Origin of the sequence: Pseudomonas sp. BJa5, assembly GCF_030272875.2 — a bacterium.
Lineage (GTDB): Bacteria > Pseudomonadota > Gammaproteobacteria > Pseudomonadales > Pseudomonadaceae > Aquipseudomonas.
The window spans coordinates 1-15,161 of sequence record NZ_JALRNG020000045.1; the positions used below are offsets into that span (position 1 = coordinate 1).

General features: G+C 66.8%; 6 protein-coding genes. All 6 read left to right on the forward strand.

What is annotated here, in order from left to right:
* Window positions 1-260: 260 nt before the first annotated feature.
* The 6 genes from pvdM to M2D63_RS22025 all read left to right on the forward strand — a co-directional run bounded on the left by pvdM (window position 261) and on the right by M2D63_RS22025 (window position 15,010).
* Window positions 261-1,616: a pyoverdine-tailoring dipeptidase-like protein PvdM gene (gene pvdM / locus M2D63_RS22000; protein WP_285865143.1), complete on the forward strand. Its 1,356-nt coding sequence runs from the start codon at window positions 261-263 to the stop codon at window positions 1,614-1,616.
* Window positions 1,617-1,633: 17 nt separating this feature from the next.
* The gene (locus tag M2D63_RS22005; RefSeq protein WP_285865144.1) at window positions 1,634-2,908 is read left to right on the forward strand and encodes an aminotransferase class V-fold PLP-dependent enzyme; all 1,275 of its coding nucleotides are present in this window, start codon (window positions 1,634-1,636) and stop codon (window positions 2,906-2,908) included.
* Window positions 2,909-3,014: 106 nt separating this feature from the next.
* Window positions 3,015-4,355, forward strand: a complete 1,341-nt coding sequence (locus M2D63_RS22010; protein WP_285865145.1) for a lysine N(6)-hydroxylase/L-ornithine N(5)-oxygenase family protein — start codon at window positions 3,015-3,017, stop codon at window positions 4,353-4,355.
* The gene (locus M2D63_RS22015) at window positions 4,352-6,001 is read left to right on the forward strand and encodes a cyclic peptide export ABC transporter (RefSeq protein ID WP_285865146.1); all 1,650 of its coding nucleotides are present in this window, start codon (window positions 4,352-4,354) and stop codon (window positions 5,999-6,001) included. Before M2D63_RS22010 ends, M2D63_RS22015 begins: the two co-directional genes overlap by 4 nt.
* Before the next feature lie 15 nt (window positions 6,002-6,016).
* Window positions 6,017-6,868, forward strand: coding sequence for a formylglycine-generating enzyme family protein (locus tag M2D63_RS22020; protein ID WP_285865148.1), 852 nt, complete (start codon window positions 6,017-6,019; stop codon window positions 6,866-6,868).
* Between the two features lie 108 nt (window positions 6,869-6,976).
* On the forward strand, window positions 6,977-15,010 hold the full coding sequence (locus M2D63_RS22025; RefSeq protein ID WP_285865149.1) for a non-ribosomal peptide synthetase: 8,034 nt from the start codon (window positions 6,977-6,979) through the stop codon (window positions 15,008-15,010).
* The last annotated feature ends 151 nt before the right edge of the window (window positions 15,011-15,161 follow it).

Here is a 15,161-nt window from a genome sequence, read left to right on the forward strand (position 1 = left end):
AGGAGCAAGCGGTTTTGCCTACTTTTCCCAAGAGAAAAGTAGGCCGCCGTAAAGGCGGAAGGGGCCGGCAGCCTCGCTGCATTGAATGGATCAGCTCACAACCTAACCCCCCAACCCAAGGATCACAGCCCCCCGGGGATTCCGTGAAACCCCATAAATTTAGCCCCAAGCCGTTCGTCCCTCCTGATACCCGCGCTTTGTCCCGCGACCCGCCTGCGCGCCGCGAAAGCCGTTCCGATCAGCCCAGCAACGAGATGGCAATGACCAAGACCCGTTCCCGCAAAGCCCTGTACATCGGCCTGCCCCTTGCCCTGGCGGTGGCCCTGGGCGCCGCCGCTGCCGGTTACCTCTACTACCAGAAAAACACCGGCTACCCGCGCCAGATCGTCGAGCAGGCCAATGCCCTGCACGAGCACATGCTCTCGTTCGACAGCCATATCACCGTGCCGCTGAAGTTCGGTGGCGAAGGCCAGGAAATCGACAAGGACGGCCCCGGCCAGTTCGACCTGGTCAAGGCCGGCAAGGGCCGCCTGTCCGGCGCGGCGCTGACCATCTTCGGCTGGCCGGAGCTGTGGAACGGCCCCAACGCCCCGCACCGCCCGACCCCGGGCTTTATCGACGAGGCCCGGCACCAGCAGGAAGTACGCTACAAGATCATCAGCAACATGGTCCGCGACTTCCCCAACCAGGTCGGCATCGCCTATACCCCGCAAGACTTCCGGCGCCTGAACGGCGAAGGCAAGTTCGCCATCTTCATCAGCATGCTCAACGCCTACCCGCTGGGCCGCGACCTCGACCAGCTGGACCTGTGGGCCAGCCGCGGCATGCGCATGTTCGGCTTCAGCTATGTGGCCAACAACGACTGGGCCGACTCCTCGCGCCCGCTGCCGTTCTTCAACGACACCCCCGATGCCCTCGGCGGCCTGTCGCCCCTGGGCGAGCAGGCGGTCAAGCGCCTCAACGACCTGGGCGTGATCATCGATGTGTCGCAGATGTCGACCCTGGCCCTGGAAGACGTCGCGCGCCTGTCCCGCACGCCGATGGTGGCCTCGCACTCGGCGCCACGGGCGCTGGTGGATATCCCGCGCAACCTCAGCGACAAGGAAATGCAGCTGATCAAGAACAGCGGCGGTGTGCTCCAGGTGGTGGCCTTCGGCACCTACCTCAAGCCGCTGAGCAAGCCCAGCCTGGACAAGCTCGAAGCCCTGCGCGCGCGCTTCGACCTGCAGCCCCTGCAGGGCCTGGCCAACGCGCTGATGCCCGGCGACGCGGTGATCGCCATCTGGCCCGAATCACGCTTCGGCGAATACGCCGGCAGCCTCTACGATATCGTCGACCAGGAGCCCAAGGCATCGCTCAAGGACTATGGCGATGCCATCGATTACGCGGTGAAGAAAATGGGCATCGACCACGTCGGCATCAGCTCGGACTTCAACGACGGTGGCGGCCTGAACGGCTGGAAGGATGTCAGCGAGCTCCGCAACGTCACCGCCGAGCTGCTCAGCCGTGGTTACTCCGAGGCCGACATCGCCAAGCTCTGGGGTGGCAACTTCCTGCGGGTCTGGGAGCAGGTGCAAAAGGCCGCCCGCCCTGTCGCCAGCCTTTCCACCCCTTGATCCAGGCAGCCTCGACCATGACCGACCGTCGCACCTTTCTCAAACAGGCCGGCCTGCTCGCCGCCAGCCTGCCCCTGCTGCCCCGGGCCCTGGCGGCAGCCCCGCCGGATTTCAGCGGCAAGGACAAATGGCAGCAACTGCGCCAGCTGTTCCCGCTGGACCCAAGCTACGCCCACTTCGCCAACTTCCTGGTCACTGCCCACCCGCGCCCGGTGCAGGAAGCCATCGACTACTACCGCGCCGAAATCGACCGCAACCCGGCGCGCTGGGTCGACTGGGAAACCGGGATCGAATGGCAGCGCGAAGGCGAGGTGCGCGAGTGGGCCGCCCGCTACCTGAACGTGCGCCCCCGCCAGATCGCCCTGACCGGCAGCACCACCGAAGGCCTGGGGATGATCTACGGCCGGCTCAAGGTCGCCCCCGGCCAGGAGATCCTCACCACCGAACACGAGCACTACGCCACCCGCAAGACCCTGGAGTTCCGCCAGCGCCAGGAAGGCACCCGGGTGCGCAAGCTGCGCCTGTTCCAGCAGCCGCGCGAGGTCTCCACCGACCAGGTGCTGAGCACCATCGATAAAGCCATCACCGCCGATACCCGGGTGCTGGGCATGACCTGGGTGCACTCGGGCAGCGGGGTCAAGCTGCCCATCGGCCAGATCGGCGAGCTGGTGCGCCAGCACAACCGCAACCGCGACGAAGACCGGCGCATTCTCTACGTGGTCGACGGCGTCCACGGCTTTGGCGTGGAGAACGCCAGTTTCGCCGACTTCAACTGCGACTACTTCATCTCCGGCACGCACAAATGGATGTTCGGCCCGCGCGGCACCGGGATCATCTGCGCCGCCTCCGAGTCGATGCAGAACCTGGTGCCGACCTTCGCCACCTTCTCCGAAGACAAGGACTTCGCCACCATCATGACCCCCGGCGGCTATCACGCCTTCGAGCACCGCTGGGCGGCGGGCAAGGCCTTCGAACTGCACCTGCAGCTGGGCAAGGCCGAGGTCCAGGCGCGCATCCACCAGCTCAACGACTACCTCAAGCAGCACCTGCTCGAACACCCAGCCTTCGAGCTGGTGACGCCGCTCAGTCCCGACTATTCCGCCGGCTTCACCTTCTTCCGGGTCAAGGGCCAGGACCCCGACGCCCTGGCCAACTACCTGGTTCAAAACCGCATCGTCGTCGACGCCGTGGACCGCGATGCGGGGCCGGTGCTGCGCATGGCGCCAGGGCTGCTTAACGACGAAGCGCAGGTCGACCGGGCCATGGCCTTGCTGCGCAAGAAAATCGGCTGAGCAGCGCAGTAAATTCTGCCACGGACGGCTCGTTCTATCGGTGTACTTGCGCAGGACCAGGGGCGCTTTGCCAAGCCCCCTCCCGACCATCCAAGGAACCGTCCCCATGAGCCAGTCCCCCTCCCTCGACACCATCCACGACCTGATCGGCGTCGGTTTCGGCCCTTCCAACCTGGCCCTGGCCATTGCCCTGGAAGAACTGGCCGAAACCAACGGCCACGCCCTCGACGCCCTGTTCATCGACAAGCAGAGCGACTACCGCTGGCACGGCAACACCCTGGCCACCCAGAGCGAACTGCAGATCTCCTTCCTCAAGGACCTGGTGTCCCTGCGCAACCCCACCAGCCCCTACAGCTTCGTCAACTACCTGCACCAGAAGCAGCGCCTGGTCGACTTCATCAACCTGGGCACCTTCTACCCGTGCCGGCTGGAGTACAACGACTACCTCAAGTGGGCCGCCGAGCATTTCGCCACCCAGGCCGTCTATGGCGAGGAAGTGCTGCGCATCGAGCCGGTGCTGGACAAGGGCGAGGTCGAGCACCTGCGCGTGATCAGCCGCGACCCGCACGGCCGCGAACTCAGCCGCCTGGCCCGCTCGGTGGTGGTCGGCAGCGGCGGCACGCCGAAGATCCCCGAGGCCTTCGCCGCCTTGCGTGACGATCCACGGGTGTTCCACCATTCGCGCTACCTCGCGGCCCTGGAGCAACTGCCCTGCGCCCAGGGCAAGCCCATGCGCATCGCCATCATCGGCTCCGGCCAAAGTGCGGCGGAGGCCTTTATCGACCTCAACGACAGCTTCCCGTCGGTCAAGGTCGACATGATCCTGCGCGGTTCGGCCCTCAAGCCTGCCGACGACAGCCCGTTCGTCAACGAGGTGTTCACCCCCGACTACACCGACCTGGTGTTCAACCAGCCTGCCGGCGAACGGGCCAAGCTGATCGAGGAATACCACAACACCAACTACTCGGTGGTCGACATCGACCTGATCGAGCGCATCTACGGCATCCTCTACCGGCAGAAAGTCGCCCACCAGTTCCGCCATGCCGTGCTGTGCCGCCGCCAGGTGGAAACGGTGACCAGCAGCACCCTGGGCATCGAACTGACCCTGCGCGACCTGGCCACCCAACAGACCCAGACCCACCGCTACGATGCGGTGATCCTCGCCACCGGCTACGAACGCCGCTCGCACCAGAACCTGCTGGCGCCGCTGGCCGATCACCTGCAGGCCTTTGCGGTCGGCCGCGACTACCAGTGCCTGGCCAACCAGGGCTTCAAGGCCGCCGTCTACCTGCAGGGCTTCTGCGAAGCCAGCCACGGCCTGAGCGACACCTTGCTGTCGGTGCTGCCGATCCGCGCCCGGGAAATCGGTGAGTCGCTGTACCAGACCCTGGGCAAACCGGCCGCCCGGCCCTTGATCAACGCTCAGACCCTCAAGGCGCTCGCATGAACTCAAGCTCCCGCGGCGCAACCCGAGAACTGCTGCAACTGCTCAGGCCCTTCTGGCCGATCGTGCTGCTGTCGATTGCCCTGGGCATTATCGGCGGTGCCAGCGTCACCCTGTTGCTGGCCCAGATCAACCAGGCCCTGCATACCCCGGACGGTGTCGCCAGCGGCATGCTCTGGGCCTTCGCCGGCTTGTGCCTGCTGTCGCTGCTGGGCACCGGGCTGTCGGACATGGGCAGCAACTTCGTCGGCCAGCGCATCATCCTCAAGCTGCGCAAGGAGCTGGGGGAAAAGGTGCTCTGCGCGCCGATCGACCAGATCGAACGCTACAAGAGCCATCGCCTGATTCCGGTGCTGACCCACGACATCTACACCATCAGGGACTTCTCCTTCGCCTTCGCCCCGCTGACCATCGCCCTGACCGTCAGCCTCGGCTGCCTGGGCTACCTGGCGATGCTGTCGTGGCCGTTGTTCCTGCTGCTGGTCGGCGGCCTGGTGCTGGGCCTGGGTGCGCAACTGGTGGCCCGGCGGCGCGCCATTGAAGGTTTCGACAAGGCCCGTGAAGCCGAAGACGAACTGCAGAAGCAGTACCACGCCATCGCCGAAGGCGCCAAGGAACTGCGCATGCACCGGCCACGGCGCAACCGCCTGTTCAACCAGCGCATTCTCGGTACTGCCGAGGCGATCTGCCAGACGCAGATTCGCGCGATGAACACCTTTATCGTCGCCAAGAGCTTCGGCTCGACGCTGTTCTTCGTGGTCATCGGCCTGGCCCTGGTGATCGAACGCCTGCTGCCGGGCATGGACAAGGCGGCCATGAGCGGCTTCGTGCTGGTGCTGCTGTACATGAAGGGGCCGCTGGATCAACTGGTCAGCGTGCTGCCGATCGTCAGCCGGGCGCAGATCGCCTTCCGCCGCGTCGCCGACCTGTCCCGGCAGTTCTCCTCCCCCGAGCCGCACCTGCTGCTCAACGAATCGAACGTGGCACCGCTGCCGTTCACCAGCCTGGAGCTGCGCAACGCCGGCTACACCTTCGCCCCCAGCCCCGGTGTCGTGCCGTTCAGCCTAGGCCCGGTGAACCTCAAGGTGCAGCGCGGCGAGATCGTCTTCATCGTCGGCGAGAACGGCGGTGGCAAGACCACCCTGATCAAATTGCTGCTTGGCCTGTATGCGCCGCAACGGGGCGAGCTGCGCCTCAACGGCCAGCTGGTGACCCCCGAGACGCGCGACGACTATCGCCAGTCGTTCACCACGATTTTTGCCGACTACTTCCTGTTCGACGACCTGGTACAGAGCGATGCCCAGGTGCCCCAGGCGGCCGAGCAGTACCTGCAGCGCCTGCAGATTGCCCACAAGGTCGGCATCGATAACGGCCGCTTCACCACCACCGACCTGTCCACCGGCCAGCGCAAGCGCCTGGCCCTGGTCAGCGCCTGGCTGGAGCAACGGCCGGTGCTGGTGTTCGACGAATGGGCCGCCGACCAGGACCCGGCGTTCCGCCACATCTTCTACACCGAGCTGCTGCCGGAGCTCAAACGCCTGGGCAAGACCATCATTGTCATCTCCCACGACGACCGCTACTTCCACATCGCCGACCAGTTGCTGCGGATGCAGGCGGGCTGCGTCGCCAGTGCCCTGGAAACCGCCTGAGAAGGAACCTTCACGATGATTCACCCGCTCGTTTTCGCCGTCGGCCTCGGCCTGCTCAGTAGCCATGCGCACGCGGCAGCGCCCAGCACCCCGGGCTCGGTATTCCAAGAGTGCAAGGACTGCCCGCAGATGGTCGTGCTGCCCGCCGGCCAGTTCACCATGGGCGCTCCCGAGGGCGAACTGGGCCGCGAGGCCGATGAAGGCCCGCAGCATCAGGTCAGCTTCGCCCGCCCGTTTGCCGTGGGCCGCTACGCGGTGACCGCCGGTGAGTGGAGCGCCTATGCCAGGGCCACCGGCGCCACCCCGCCCGATGGCGACACCCGTCCCGGCCGCGCCTGCAAGGCCGGACAACCCAGCTACCCGATGGGCCCCAAACAGCCCCAGGTGTGCATCAACTACCAGGACATGCAGGGCTACCTCGCCTGGCTGTCCAAACAGACCGGCGCCACCTACCGCCTGCTCAGCGAAGCGGAGTGGGAATATGCCGCCCGCGCCGGCTCCGCAGGTCCGTTCCCGTTCCCGTTCGACAAGGAAGGCGAATACCAGATCAGCAAGCACGCCAACACCTACGGCCCGGCAGACGGCTTCAGCTACGCCGCGCCGTCGGGCAGCTACCCGGCCAATGCCTTCGGCCTCCATGACATGCATGGCAACGTCTATGAGCGGGTCGAGGACTGCTGGCACAAGAACTACGAAGGCGCCCCCGGCGATGGCAGCGCCTGGACCGATAGCGGCTGTGAAACCCGCCAGATCCGTGGCAACGACTGGACCGAAGCGCCGATCTTCACCCGCTCCGGCAACCGCAACACCCGCGCGCCAGAAGTACTCGGCGACTGGCTCGGCTTTCGGGTAGCCCGCGACCTCTGACCCCGCCCCCGCGCGGCAGGCCCGACGGCCTGCCCGCGCCTAAATCGATGTCTCGATGCTTCGTTCCCTAAGCAGAACTTTTTCGCGAAGCCCGCTCGAGAATCGACCATGCACACCCTCGATCCCTGCCTTGATGACGACCTGTTGGCCCTGCTCCTGGCCGAAGACGACCTTTCCCCCGCATTCGCCGCCGACAGCACCCCAGGGCCGGTCGAGCCACTGACGGGGCCACTACCGCTGTCGTTCGCCCAGCAGCGCTTGTGGTTCCTGCAGCAACTGGAGCCGGACGGCAGCGCCTACAACATGCCCAGGGTCCTGCGCCTGGACGGACAGATGGATGCGCAACGGCTGGAGCGGGCGCTGAACCGGGTGATCGAACGCCACGCCATCCTGCGCACACGCTTCGAACAGGGTGACCTTGAGCCGCAGCAAGTCATCGAACCCCATGCCCGCCTGGTGCTTGAGCAGGTGTCGTTGAGGCACCTGCAGGGGCAGGCACTGGACGACGCACTGCAACAGCAGATCGCCGCGCAGGCAGGCACGCCGTTCGACCTCAGTATCGCCCCGCTGATCCGTGCAGTGCTGCTTGAGACCGGCGAGCAGCAGCACTACCTGTTGTTGACCCTGCACCATATCGTCTGCGATGCCTGGTCCAACCCGCTGCTGATCGCCGACCTGTCCCGGGCCTACGGCCTGGGCGCCGAGCAGGGCCTGCCGGTGCCGGCCCAGCAGTACGCCGACTACGCCCGCTGGCAACGCCACAGCTACCCGCAAAGCCCGCAGTTCAACGCCAGCAGCCGCTACTGGCGCGACTACCTGGGCGACGAGATCCCGCCACTGGCCCTGCCCCAGGATCATCCGCGCCAGTCGGGCCAGCGCCATATCGCCGGCTATCACCTCGACCAGCTCGACCCCGATACCTGTGCGCAGTTGCAGACGCTATGCCGCGCCCACCGGCTGCAGCCGATGGTGGTGCTGCTGGCGGCCTGGCAACTGCTGCTGGGCCGCTACAGCGGGCAAAGCGACTTCACCGTCGGCATTCCCAGCGCCACCCGCACCCGCAGTGAAACCCAGGAACTGGTCGGCCTGTTCGTCAGCAGCCAGGTCTACCGCGCCCGGCTGTCGCCCGAGACCACCGGCCTGGAACTGCTCAACCGCCTCAAGGCCGACAGCCTGGCGGCCCTGGAGCATGCCGACTACCCCGTCGAACAGATCCTCGAATCCCTCCAGCTGCACCGCAGCAGCCACGCCAACCCGCTGTTCCAGACCCTGTTCAACTGGCGCGTGAGCAGCGCGGATGCGGTCGCCCTGAAACTTGGCGCGCTTGAGGTGAGCGTCCTTGAAGGCGGCCCACGCCAGGCCAAGTTCGACCTGTCGCTGGAGGTGGACTATGCCGCCGATGCCATCGGCGTGAGCCTGGAATACAGCACCGACCTGTTCAGCCCCGCCACCGTCGCCACCATGGCCCGGCACTGGCAGCACCTGCTGCGGGCACTGCTGGCCGAGCCCGAGCGGCGCATCGATGAACTGCCGATGCTCAGCCCCGGCGAACAGCAGGCGATCCTGCGCGGCCTGAACCAGACCGAGGTGGCCTACCCTGGCGAGTTCCGCGTCCAGCGCCTGATCGAGCAACAGGCCCGGCGCACGCCCGAGGCCTGCGCCCTGGTGTTCGCCGATCGGCACCTGAGCTACCGCCAGCTCGACCAGCAGGCCAACCGCCTGGCCCATGCCCTGGTCCGGCGCGGGGTCGGTCCCGAGGTGCTGGTGGGCATCGCCGCCGAACGCTCGCTGGAAATGGTCATCGGCCTGCTGGCCATCCTCAAGGCCGGTGGCGCCTATGTGCCGCTCGATCCGGAATACCCGGCCGAGCGTCTGGCCTACATGTTCGAGGACAGCGCCATCGGCCTGCTGCTGACCCAGCAGCACCTGCAAGGCAGCCTGCCGCCCTTCGCCGGCCAGACCCTGCTGCTGGACGCCGACTACAGCCAGCTGCCCGACCACGCCCCGGCGGTGGAGGTCGACGGCGAGCACCTGGCGTATGTCATCTACACCTCCGGCTCCACCGGCAAGCCCAAGGGCGCCGGCAACCGCCACCTGGCCCTGCACAACCGCCTGGCCTGGATGCAGCAGGCCTACCGGCTGAGCGCGGCCGACACCGTGCTGCAAAAGACCCCGTTCAGTTTCGACGTATCGGTCTGGGAGTTCTTCTGGCCGCTGATCCAGGGCGCACGCCTGGTGATCGCCGCCCCCGGCGAGCACCGCGAACCGGACAGACTGATCGCCAGCATCGAGCGCCACCAGGTCACCACCCTGCACTTCGTGCCGTCGATGCTGCAGGTGTTCATCCACGAGCCAGGGGTCGAGCGCTGCACCTCGTTGCGGCGCATCGTCTGCTCCGGCGAAGCGCTGCAGGCCGATGCCCAGTACCAGGTGTTCGCCAAGCTTCCGGAGGCCGGCCTGTACAACCTCTATGGCCCCACGGAAGCGGCCATCGACGTCACCCACTGGACCTGTCGCGACGAAGGCCTGGACAGCGTGCCGATCGGCCATCCGATCGCCAACCTCTATACCCATGTCCTCGATCACAGTTTCGGCCCGGTACCCAACGGCACCCCGGGCGAGCTGCTGCTCGGCGGCTGTGGCCTGGCCCGGGGTTATCACCGCCGCCCGGCGCTCACCGCCGAGCGCTTCATTCCCGACCCGTTCAGCCCGACGCCGGGCGCGCGGCTGTATCGCACCGGCGACCTGGCCCGCTACCGTGCCGATGGCGCCATCGACTACTGCGGACGCATCGACCATCAGGTGAAGATCCGTGGCCTGCGTATCGAGCTGGGTGAGATCGAGGCCCGGCTGCTGGAGCAACCCGGCCTGCGTGAAGCCGCCGTGCTGGCCCAACCCGGCCCGACCGGCCTGCAGCTGGTGGCCTATGTGGTCGGCGCCGTCGATACCCAGATCAGCGAACTGCAAAGTGCGCTGCGCGTGCAACTGCCGGACTACATGGTACCGGCGCATATCCTGCTGCTCGAACAGCTGCCGCTGAGCCCCAACGGCAAGCTCGACCGCCGCGCCCTGCCAATGCCGGAAGTCAGTCAGGGTGAGTACGTCGCCCCACGCAACCAGCGTGAAGAACACCTGGTGCAACTCTGGCAAACGCTGCTGCGCCGCGAACCGATCGGCGTCACCGACAACTTCTTCGAGCTGGGCGGCGACTCGATCATCTCCATCCAGGTGGTCAGCCGTGCGCGCCGCCTGGGCCTGCAACTCAACCCAAGGGACCTGTTCGAACACCAGACCATCGAAAGCCTGGCCAGGGTCGTGGTGGAGGTCGACCAGGGGCCGCTGCAGGGAGCCAGCCTGCTGCAGGACCTGCGAGCATTCGCCCGCGGCCCCCAGGGGCGCGCCGAGCTGGCGTACTGGCAGGCGCTACTGCAAGGCGCGGACAACGAACTGCCGGGCGCCCCTGCGCTGTGCAGCGATCATCAGATGACGCGTGTCCAGACCCGGCTGGATCGGCACCAGACCCTATGCCTGCTGCATGAAGCAGCGGACGCCTACCGCACCCAAACCCATGAACTGCTGCTGAGCGCACTGACCCTCACCCTGTGCCGCTGGACCGAACAGGCGGATGTGCTGATCCAGTTCCAGGGGACGGGTCGCGAGACCCGCTTCGAGGCGATAGACCTGAGTCGCAGCCTGGGCAATTTCACCTGCCAGTTCCCGGTCAGGCTCACCGCGGCGCCGTCGCTGGCGGATTCGATCAAAGGCACCAAGGCGCACCTGCGCGCCGTCCCCAACCACGGCCTGGGCTTCGGCGCCCTGCGCTACCTGGGCGATACCGACAGCCGCGAGGCGCTGGCTGCCCTGCCGGTGCCACGGGTCACATTCGACTATTTCGATCCACTCGACAGCAGCGTCGGCGAGCCGTTGTTCATACCGAGCGATGAAGCACCAGAGGCCGATGCGCCTCTGGGCAATGGGCTACACATCAAGGGCCAGGTGCAGGACGGTGAACTCACCCTCGAGTGGCAGTTCGACCAGGCCCTGTTCACGCCTGAGACGATCCAGGCCCTGGCCGACGCCCTGGGCGAGCAACTGCACCGCCTGATCGAGCACTGCTGCGCCCCCGACCAGGGTGCGGTCACGCCCAAGGACGTGCCGCTGGCGCAGCTGTCCCAGGCCCAGCTTGATCGATTGATCGACAGCCCGCGCCAGCTCGAAGACCTCTACCCGCTGTCGCCGATGCAGCAAGGCATGCTATTCCATGCCCAGCTCGATGGCGGCCAGGGCGATTACCTGCAACAGCTGCAACTGGACGTCGCCGGCCTCGATATCGAGCGCTTTAAGCGCGCCTGGCAGGCCACCCTGGACAGCCATGGGATCCTGCGCAGCAGCTTCCACTGGGGCGAAGGCCTGGCGGTGCCGCTGCAACGGGTGAACCGCCACCTGAGTGCCGAGTTCACCTGCCACGCCCAGGGCAGCCTCGACGCGGGGCAACTGGCCGACCAGGAGCGCGAACGCGGCTTCGACCTCGGCAAGGCGCCCTTGCTGCGCTGGTCCGCCTTGCAGCAAGGCAGCGACCACTGGCACCTGGTGTTCACCAGCCACCATATCCTGCTCGACGGCTGGAGCACCTCGCAGCTGTTCGCCCAGCTGATGCAGCGTTATCACGGCATCACGGTGCCGCCACCCAGGGCGCGCTTCAGGGACTACATCGCCTGGCTGCAAGGGCGTGACCAGCAAGCCGACCTCAACTTCTGGCAACAGTACCTGCACGGCCAGGACGCCCCTACCCTGCTCGCCCCGCAGACCCTCAACGCAACCCCGGGGCCGGTCGAACATGGCTGCTGCGAGACGCTCCTCGACGCCACCCGCACCCGGGCGCTGGAACAGCTCGCGCGCAGCGCCAGGGTCACCGTCAACACCCTGGTCCAGGCCGCCTGGGCCCTGCTGCTGCAGCAGTACAGCGGGCAGACCAGTGTCGCCTTCGGCATCACCGTGGCCGGCCGGCCAGCCACCCTGGCCCATGCCGACGAGCAGATGGGCCTGTTCATCAATACCTTGCCGGTGATCGTCCAGCCACGTCCGGAACAAGCCCTGGGCCAGTGGTTGCAGGCCCTGCAGGCCGACAACCTGCGCCTGCGCGAGCATGAGCACAGCCCGCTGTTCGAGATCCAGCGGCTGTTCGGTGGCGTGCTGTTCGACACCTTGCTGGTGTTCGAAAACTACCCGGTCGACGAAGCCCTGCAACAGCAGACCGACGACCAGTTGCAGATCGGCGCCATCACCGCCCATGGCCAGACCCACTATCCGCTCAGTGTCGCGGTCGGCCTTGGCCAGTGCCTGGACATCAAGCTGCACCATCGCCTCGACCGCGTGAGCGTGGCGCGTGCCGAGCAGATCAGCGCGCACCTGCTCGCCTGGCTGCAGGCCCTGAGCCAGGCCAGTGCCGGGCAGGCGCTTGGCGAGTTGGCGATTGCCCACCCGCAACCAGCCCCGGCGCTGCCCACGGCACCCGCCGCGTGCATCCACGAACTGTTCGAGCAACAGGCCCGACGCACGCCTGAGGCCATCGCCCTGGTCGATGACCAAGGGCAGTTGAGCTACGACCAGCTGCAGTGCCAGGCCGAGCAAATCGCCCGTTACCTCATCGACCTTGGCCTCGCACCCCAGGGCCGCGTCGGCCTGGCCCTGATGCCATCGTTCAAGCGGATCGCCGCGCTGCTGGGCATCCTCAAGGCCGGTGGCTGCTATGTGCCGCTGGACCCGAGCTACCCGACGGAGCGCCTGCAGCACATTATCGACGACAGCGGCCTGACCTTGCTGGTGACCGAATCCGCCGTGCAGGACCGACTGCCACCCTTCGCCGGTGCGGTACTGGATATCGCCGCAGTCGATAGTGCAGTCGCCGAAACCCTGCCGGCCGTCCAACGCTTCAGCTCGCCGCAGCAACTGGCCTATGTGATCTACACCTCCGGCTCCACCGGCCTGCCCAAGGGCGTGGCCGTGGCCCATCAGGCCGTGGCCCGGCATTGCCTCGGCGCGGCCGAGGCCTATGGCCTGGACGCCACTGATCGCTGCCTGCAGTTCGCCTCGATCAGCTTCGATGCGGCCAGCGAACAGATCCTCATGCCGCTGCTGCGCGGGGCCAGCCTGCTGGTCGGCGACACCCACCAGTGGACCAGCCAGGACCTGGCCGATGCCGTCGAACGCCACGCCGTGACCTGCCTCAACCTGCCGCCCTCGTACTTTTTCGAGACTGCCCGGGTGCTGCAGGGCCAGGGCCGCTGCCTGCAGGTCAAGACCTGCATCCTCGGCGGCGAAGGCTGGAGCCGCGAGCACTACGACAAGCAGCACGGCATCCGCTGCCAACGCCTGATCAATGCCTACGGGCCCACCGAGGCGGTGATCACGCCCCTGGCCTGGCATGTGCCCCTGGATGCCCGGGGCGAGCGGCTGGCCATCGGTACACCGCTGGGGGCACGCCAGGCCCACGTGCTGGACGCCATGCTCGGCCAGCTGCCCGCGCACCTGAGCGGCGAGCTGTACCTGGGCGGTGAACTGCAGGCCCAGGGTTACCTCAACCAGCCGGCATTGACCGCACAACGTTTCATCCCCGACCCTTTCGGCGCGCCGGGCGCCCGCCTGTACCGCACTGGCGACCTGGCCGAGCGTGGTGACGACGCGCTGCTGTACTACCACGGTCGCTGCGACCAGCAACTGAAAATCCGCGGCCTGCGCATGGAGGCCGGCGAAATCGAAGGCCGCTTGTGCGCCCTGCCCGGCATCCACCAGACCCTGGTCATGCGCCACCCGCAGGCCGACAGCCTGCTGGCCTATGTCAGCTTCAGCGACAATGCGCAGCTCAAGGCTACCGACCCAGCCGTGCTCAAGCGTCAGCTTGGCGAGCACTTGCCGGCATATATGGTGCCGAGCGATATCGTGCTGCTGGAGCAGTGGCCACTGACCCACAACGGCAAGATCGACCGTCGCCGCCTGCCGTTGCCCGAGCGCGTGCGGGGTGCCGCCGACAGCACGCCGGCCACGGCCCTGGAGCTGCGCATGATCGCCGTCTGGGCCCAGGTGCTGGAGCTGGCGCCGGAGCAGGTCGGGGTGCAGGACAACTTCTTCGAGCTGGGGGGCCATTCGCTGAAAGTGCTGGTGGCGGTGTCGGCGATCAAGGCCGAGCTGGGTGTGGAACTGACCCTGCACGCCTTCATCCAGCAGCCATCGCTGCGAGAGCTGTGCGCCTACCTCGAAGGCCAGGGCAGCCGGCGCAGCGCGATCATCGACCTCAACCGCTCACACCAGCCACGCACCCTGTACTGCCTGCACCCGGGCGGTGGTTCGGCGCTGTGCTACTTCCCGCTGGCGGCGGCTTTGGTCGAGCAGGTCCGGGTCAAGGGCCTGATGTTCCACGACTACGTCAACGACCCGGCCACCCCGCGTCCCGACTGGCAGCAGATGGTCGACGACTACACCCGGCAGATCCTTGCCGACCAGCCCGAGGGTGACGTGCACCTGCTGGGCTGGTCGCTGGGCGCGCCGCTGGCGATGCAGATCGCCCGCAACCTGGAAGACCAGGGGCGGACCGTGGGCTTTCTCGGCCTGCTCGACCCGACCGTCGAGCACAAGGGCTCACCCGCCGGGGGAGCGGTCAGCGAACCGGCCGATAGCGACGGCCAGCCGCTGCGGCTGCAGGCCCTGACCGGATTCTTCTCGCTGTTGTTCGTCAAGCACGCCGAGACCGCCGGACGCTACTGCGAGGCACGGGGCAACCCGCTGCTCGATGATGCGGTGGTCGAGGACTTCATCCGGTGGTCGGTGAGCGTTGCCGACATCAGCGCCGAACAGGCGCGGGCGGTGTTCCTCAACGTCAGTACCGAACGCGAAGTGGCCCTGGGCAAGTCGGTCTATGCCTACCTGGAAAAACTCTCCGAAGACCTGCATTACCCGTCGTTGCAAGTGCCTGCCCATTGCTGGTGGTCGGCACTGGACACCCCGGATTTCGAGGTGCGTACCCAGGCGTTGGCGCGTTTGAATGAACAGCGGCGGGTTGCTTATTGCCGCGGCTTCGACGTGACCCATGCGACGCTGGCGTACTCGCCGCAAGTCATCGACGACATCTGCCAGGCCCTGGCCTGACCTGCTGGCAATGCCAGCTCCCACAGCGCCAGTGTGACTGTGGGAGCGGGCTTGCCCCGCGATGCGATGTAACTGACTACACGCAATCGCGGGGCAAGCCCGCTCCTACAGGGTTCGTGCAGGTCAGTCTCCACAAACAACAAGGCCGGCA

Coding starts and splice junctions, on each gene's coding strand:
- M2D63_RS22015 (WP_285865146.1), top strand. CDS start 4,352: ATGAACTCAAGCTCCCGCGGCGCAACCCGAGAACTGCTGCAACTGCTC.
- M2D63_RS22020 (WP_285865148.1), top strand. CDS start 6,017: ATGATTCACCCGCTCGTTTTCGCCGTCGGCCTCGGCCTGCTCAGTAGC.
- M2D63_RS22025 (WP_285865149.1), top strand. CDS start 6,977: ATGCACACCCTCGATCCCTGCCTTGATGACGACCTGTTGGCCCTGCTC.
- M2D63_RS22005 (WP_285865144.1), top strand. CDS start 1,634: ATGACCGACCGTCGCACCTTTCTCAAACAGGCCGGCCTGCTCGCCGCC.
- pvdM (WP_285865143.1), top strand. CDS start 261: ATGACCAAGACCCGTTCCCGCAAAGCCCTGTACATCGGCCTGCCCCTT.
- M2D63_RS22010 (WP_285865145.1), top strand. CDS start 3,015: ATGAGCCAGTCCCCCTCCCTCGACACCATCCACGACCTGATCGGCGTC.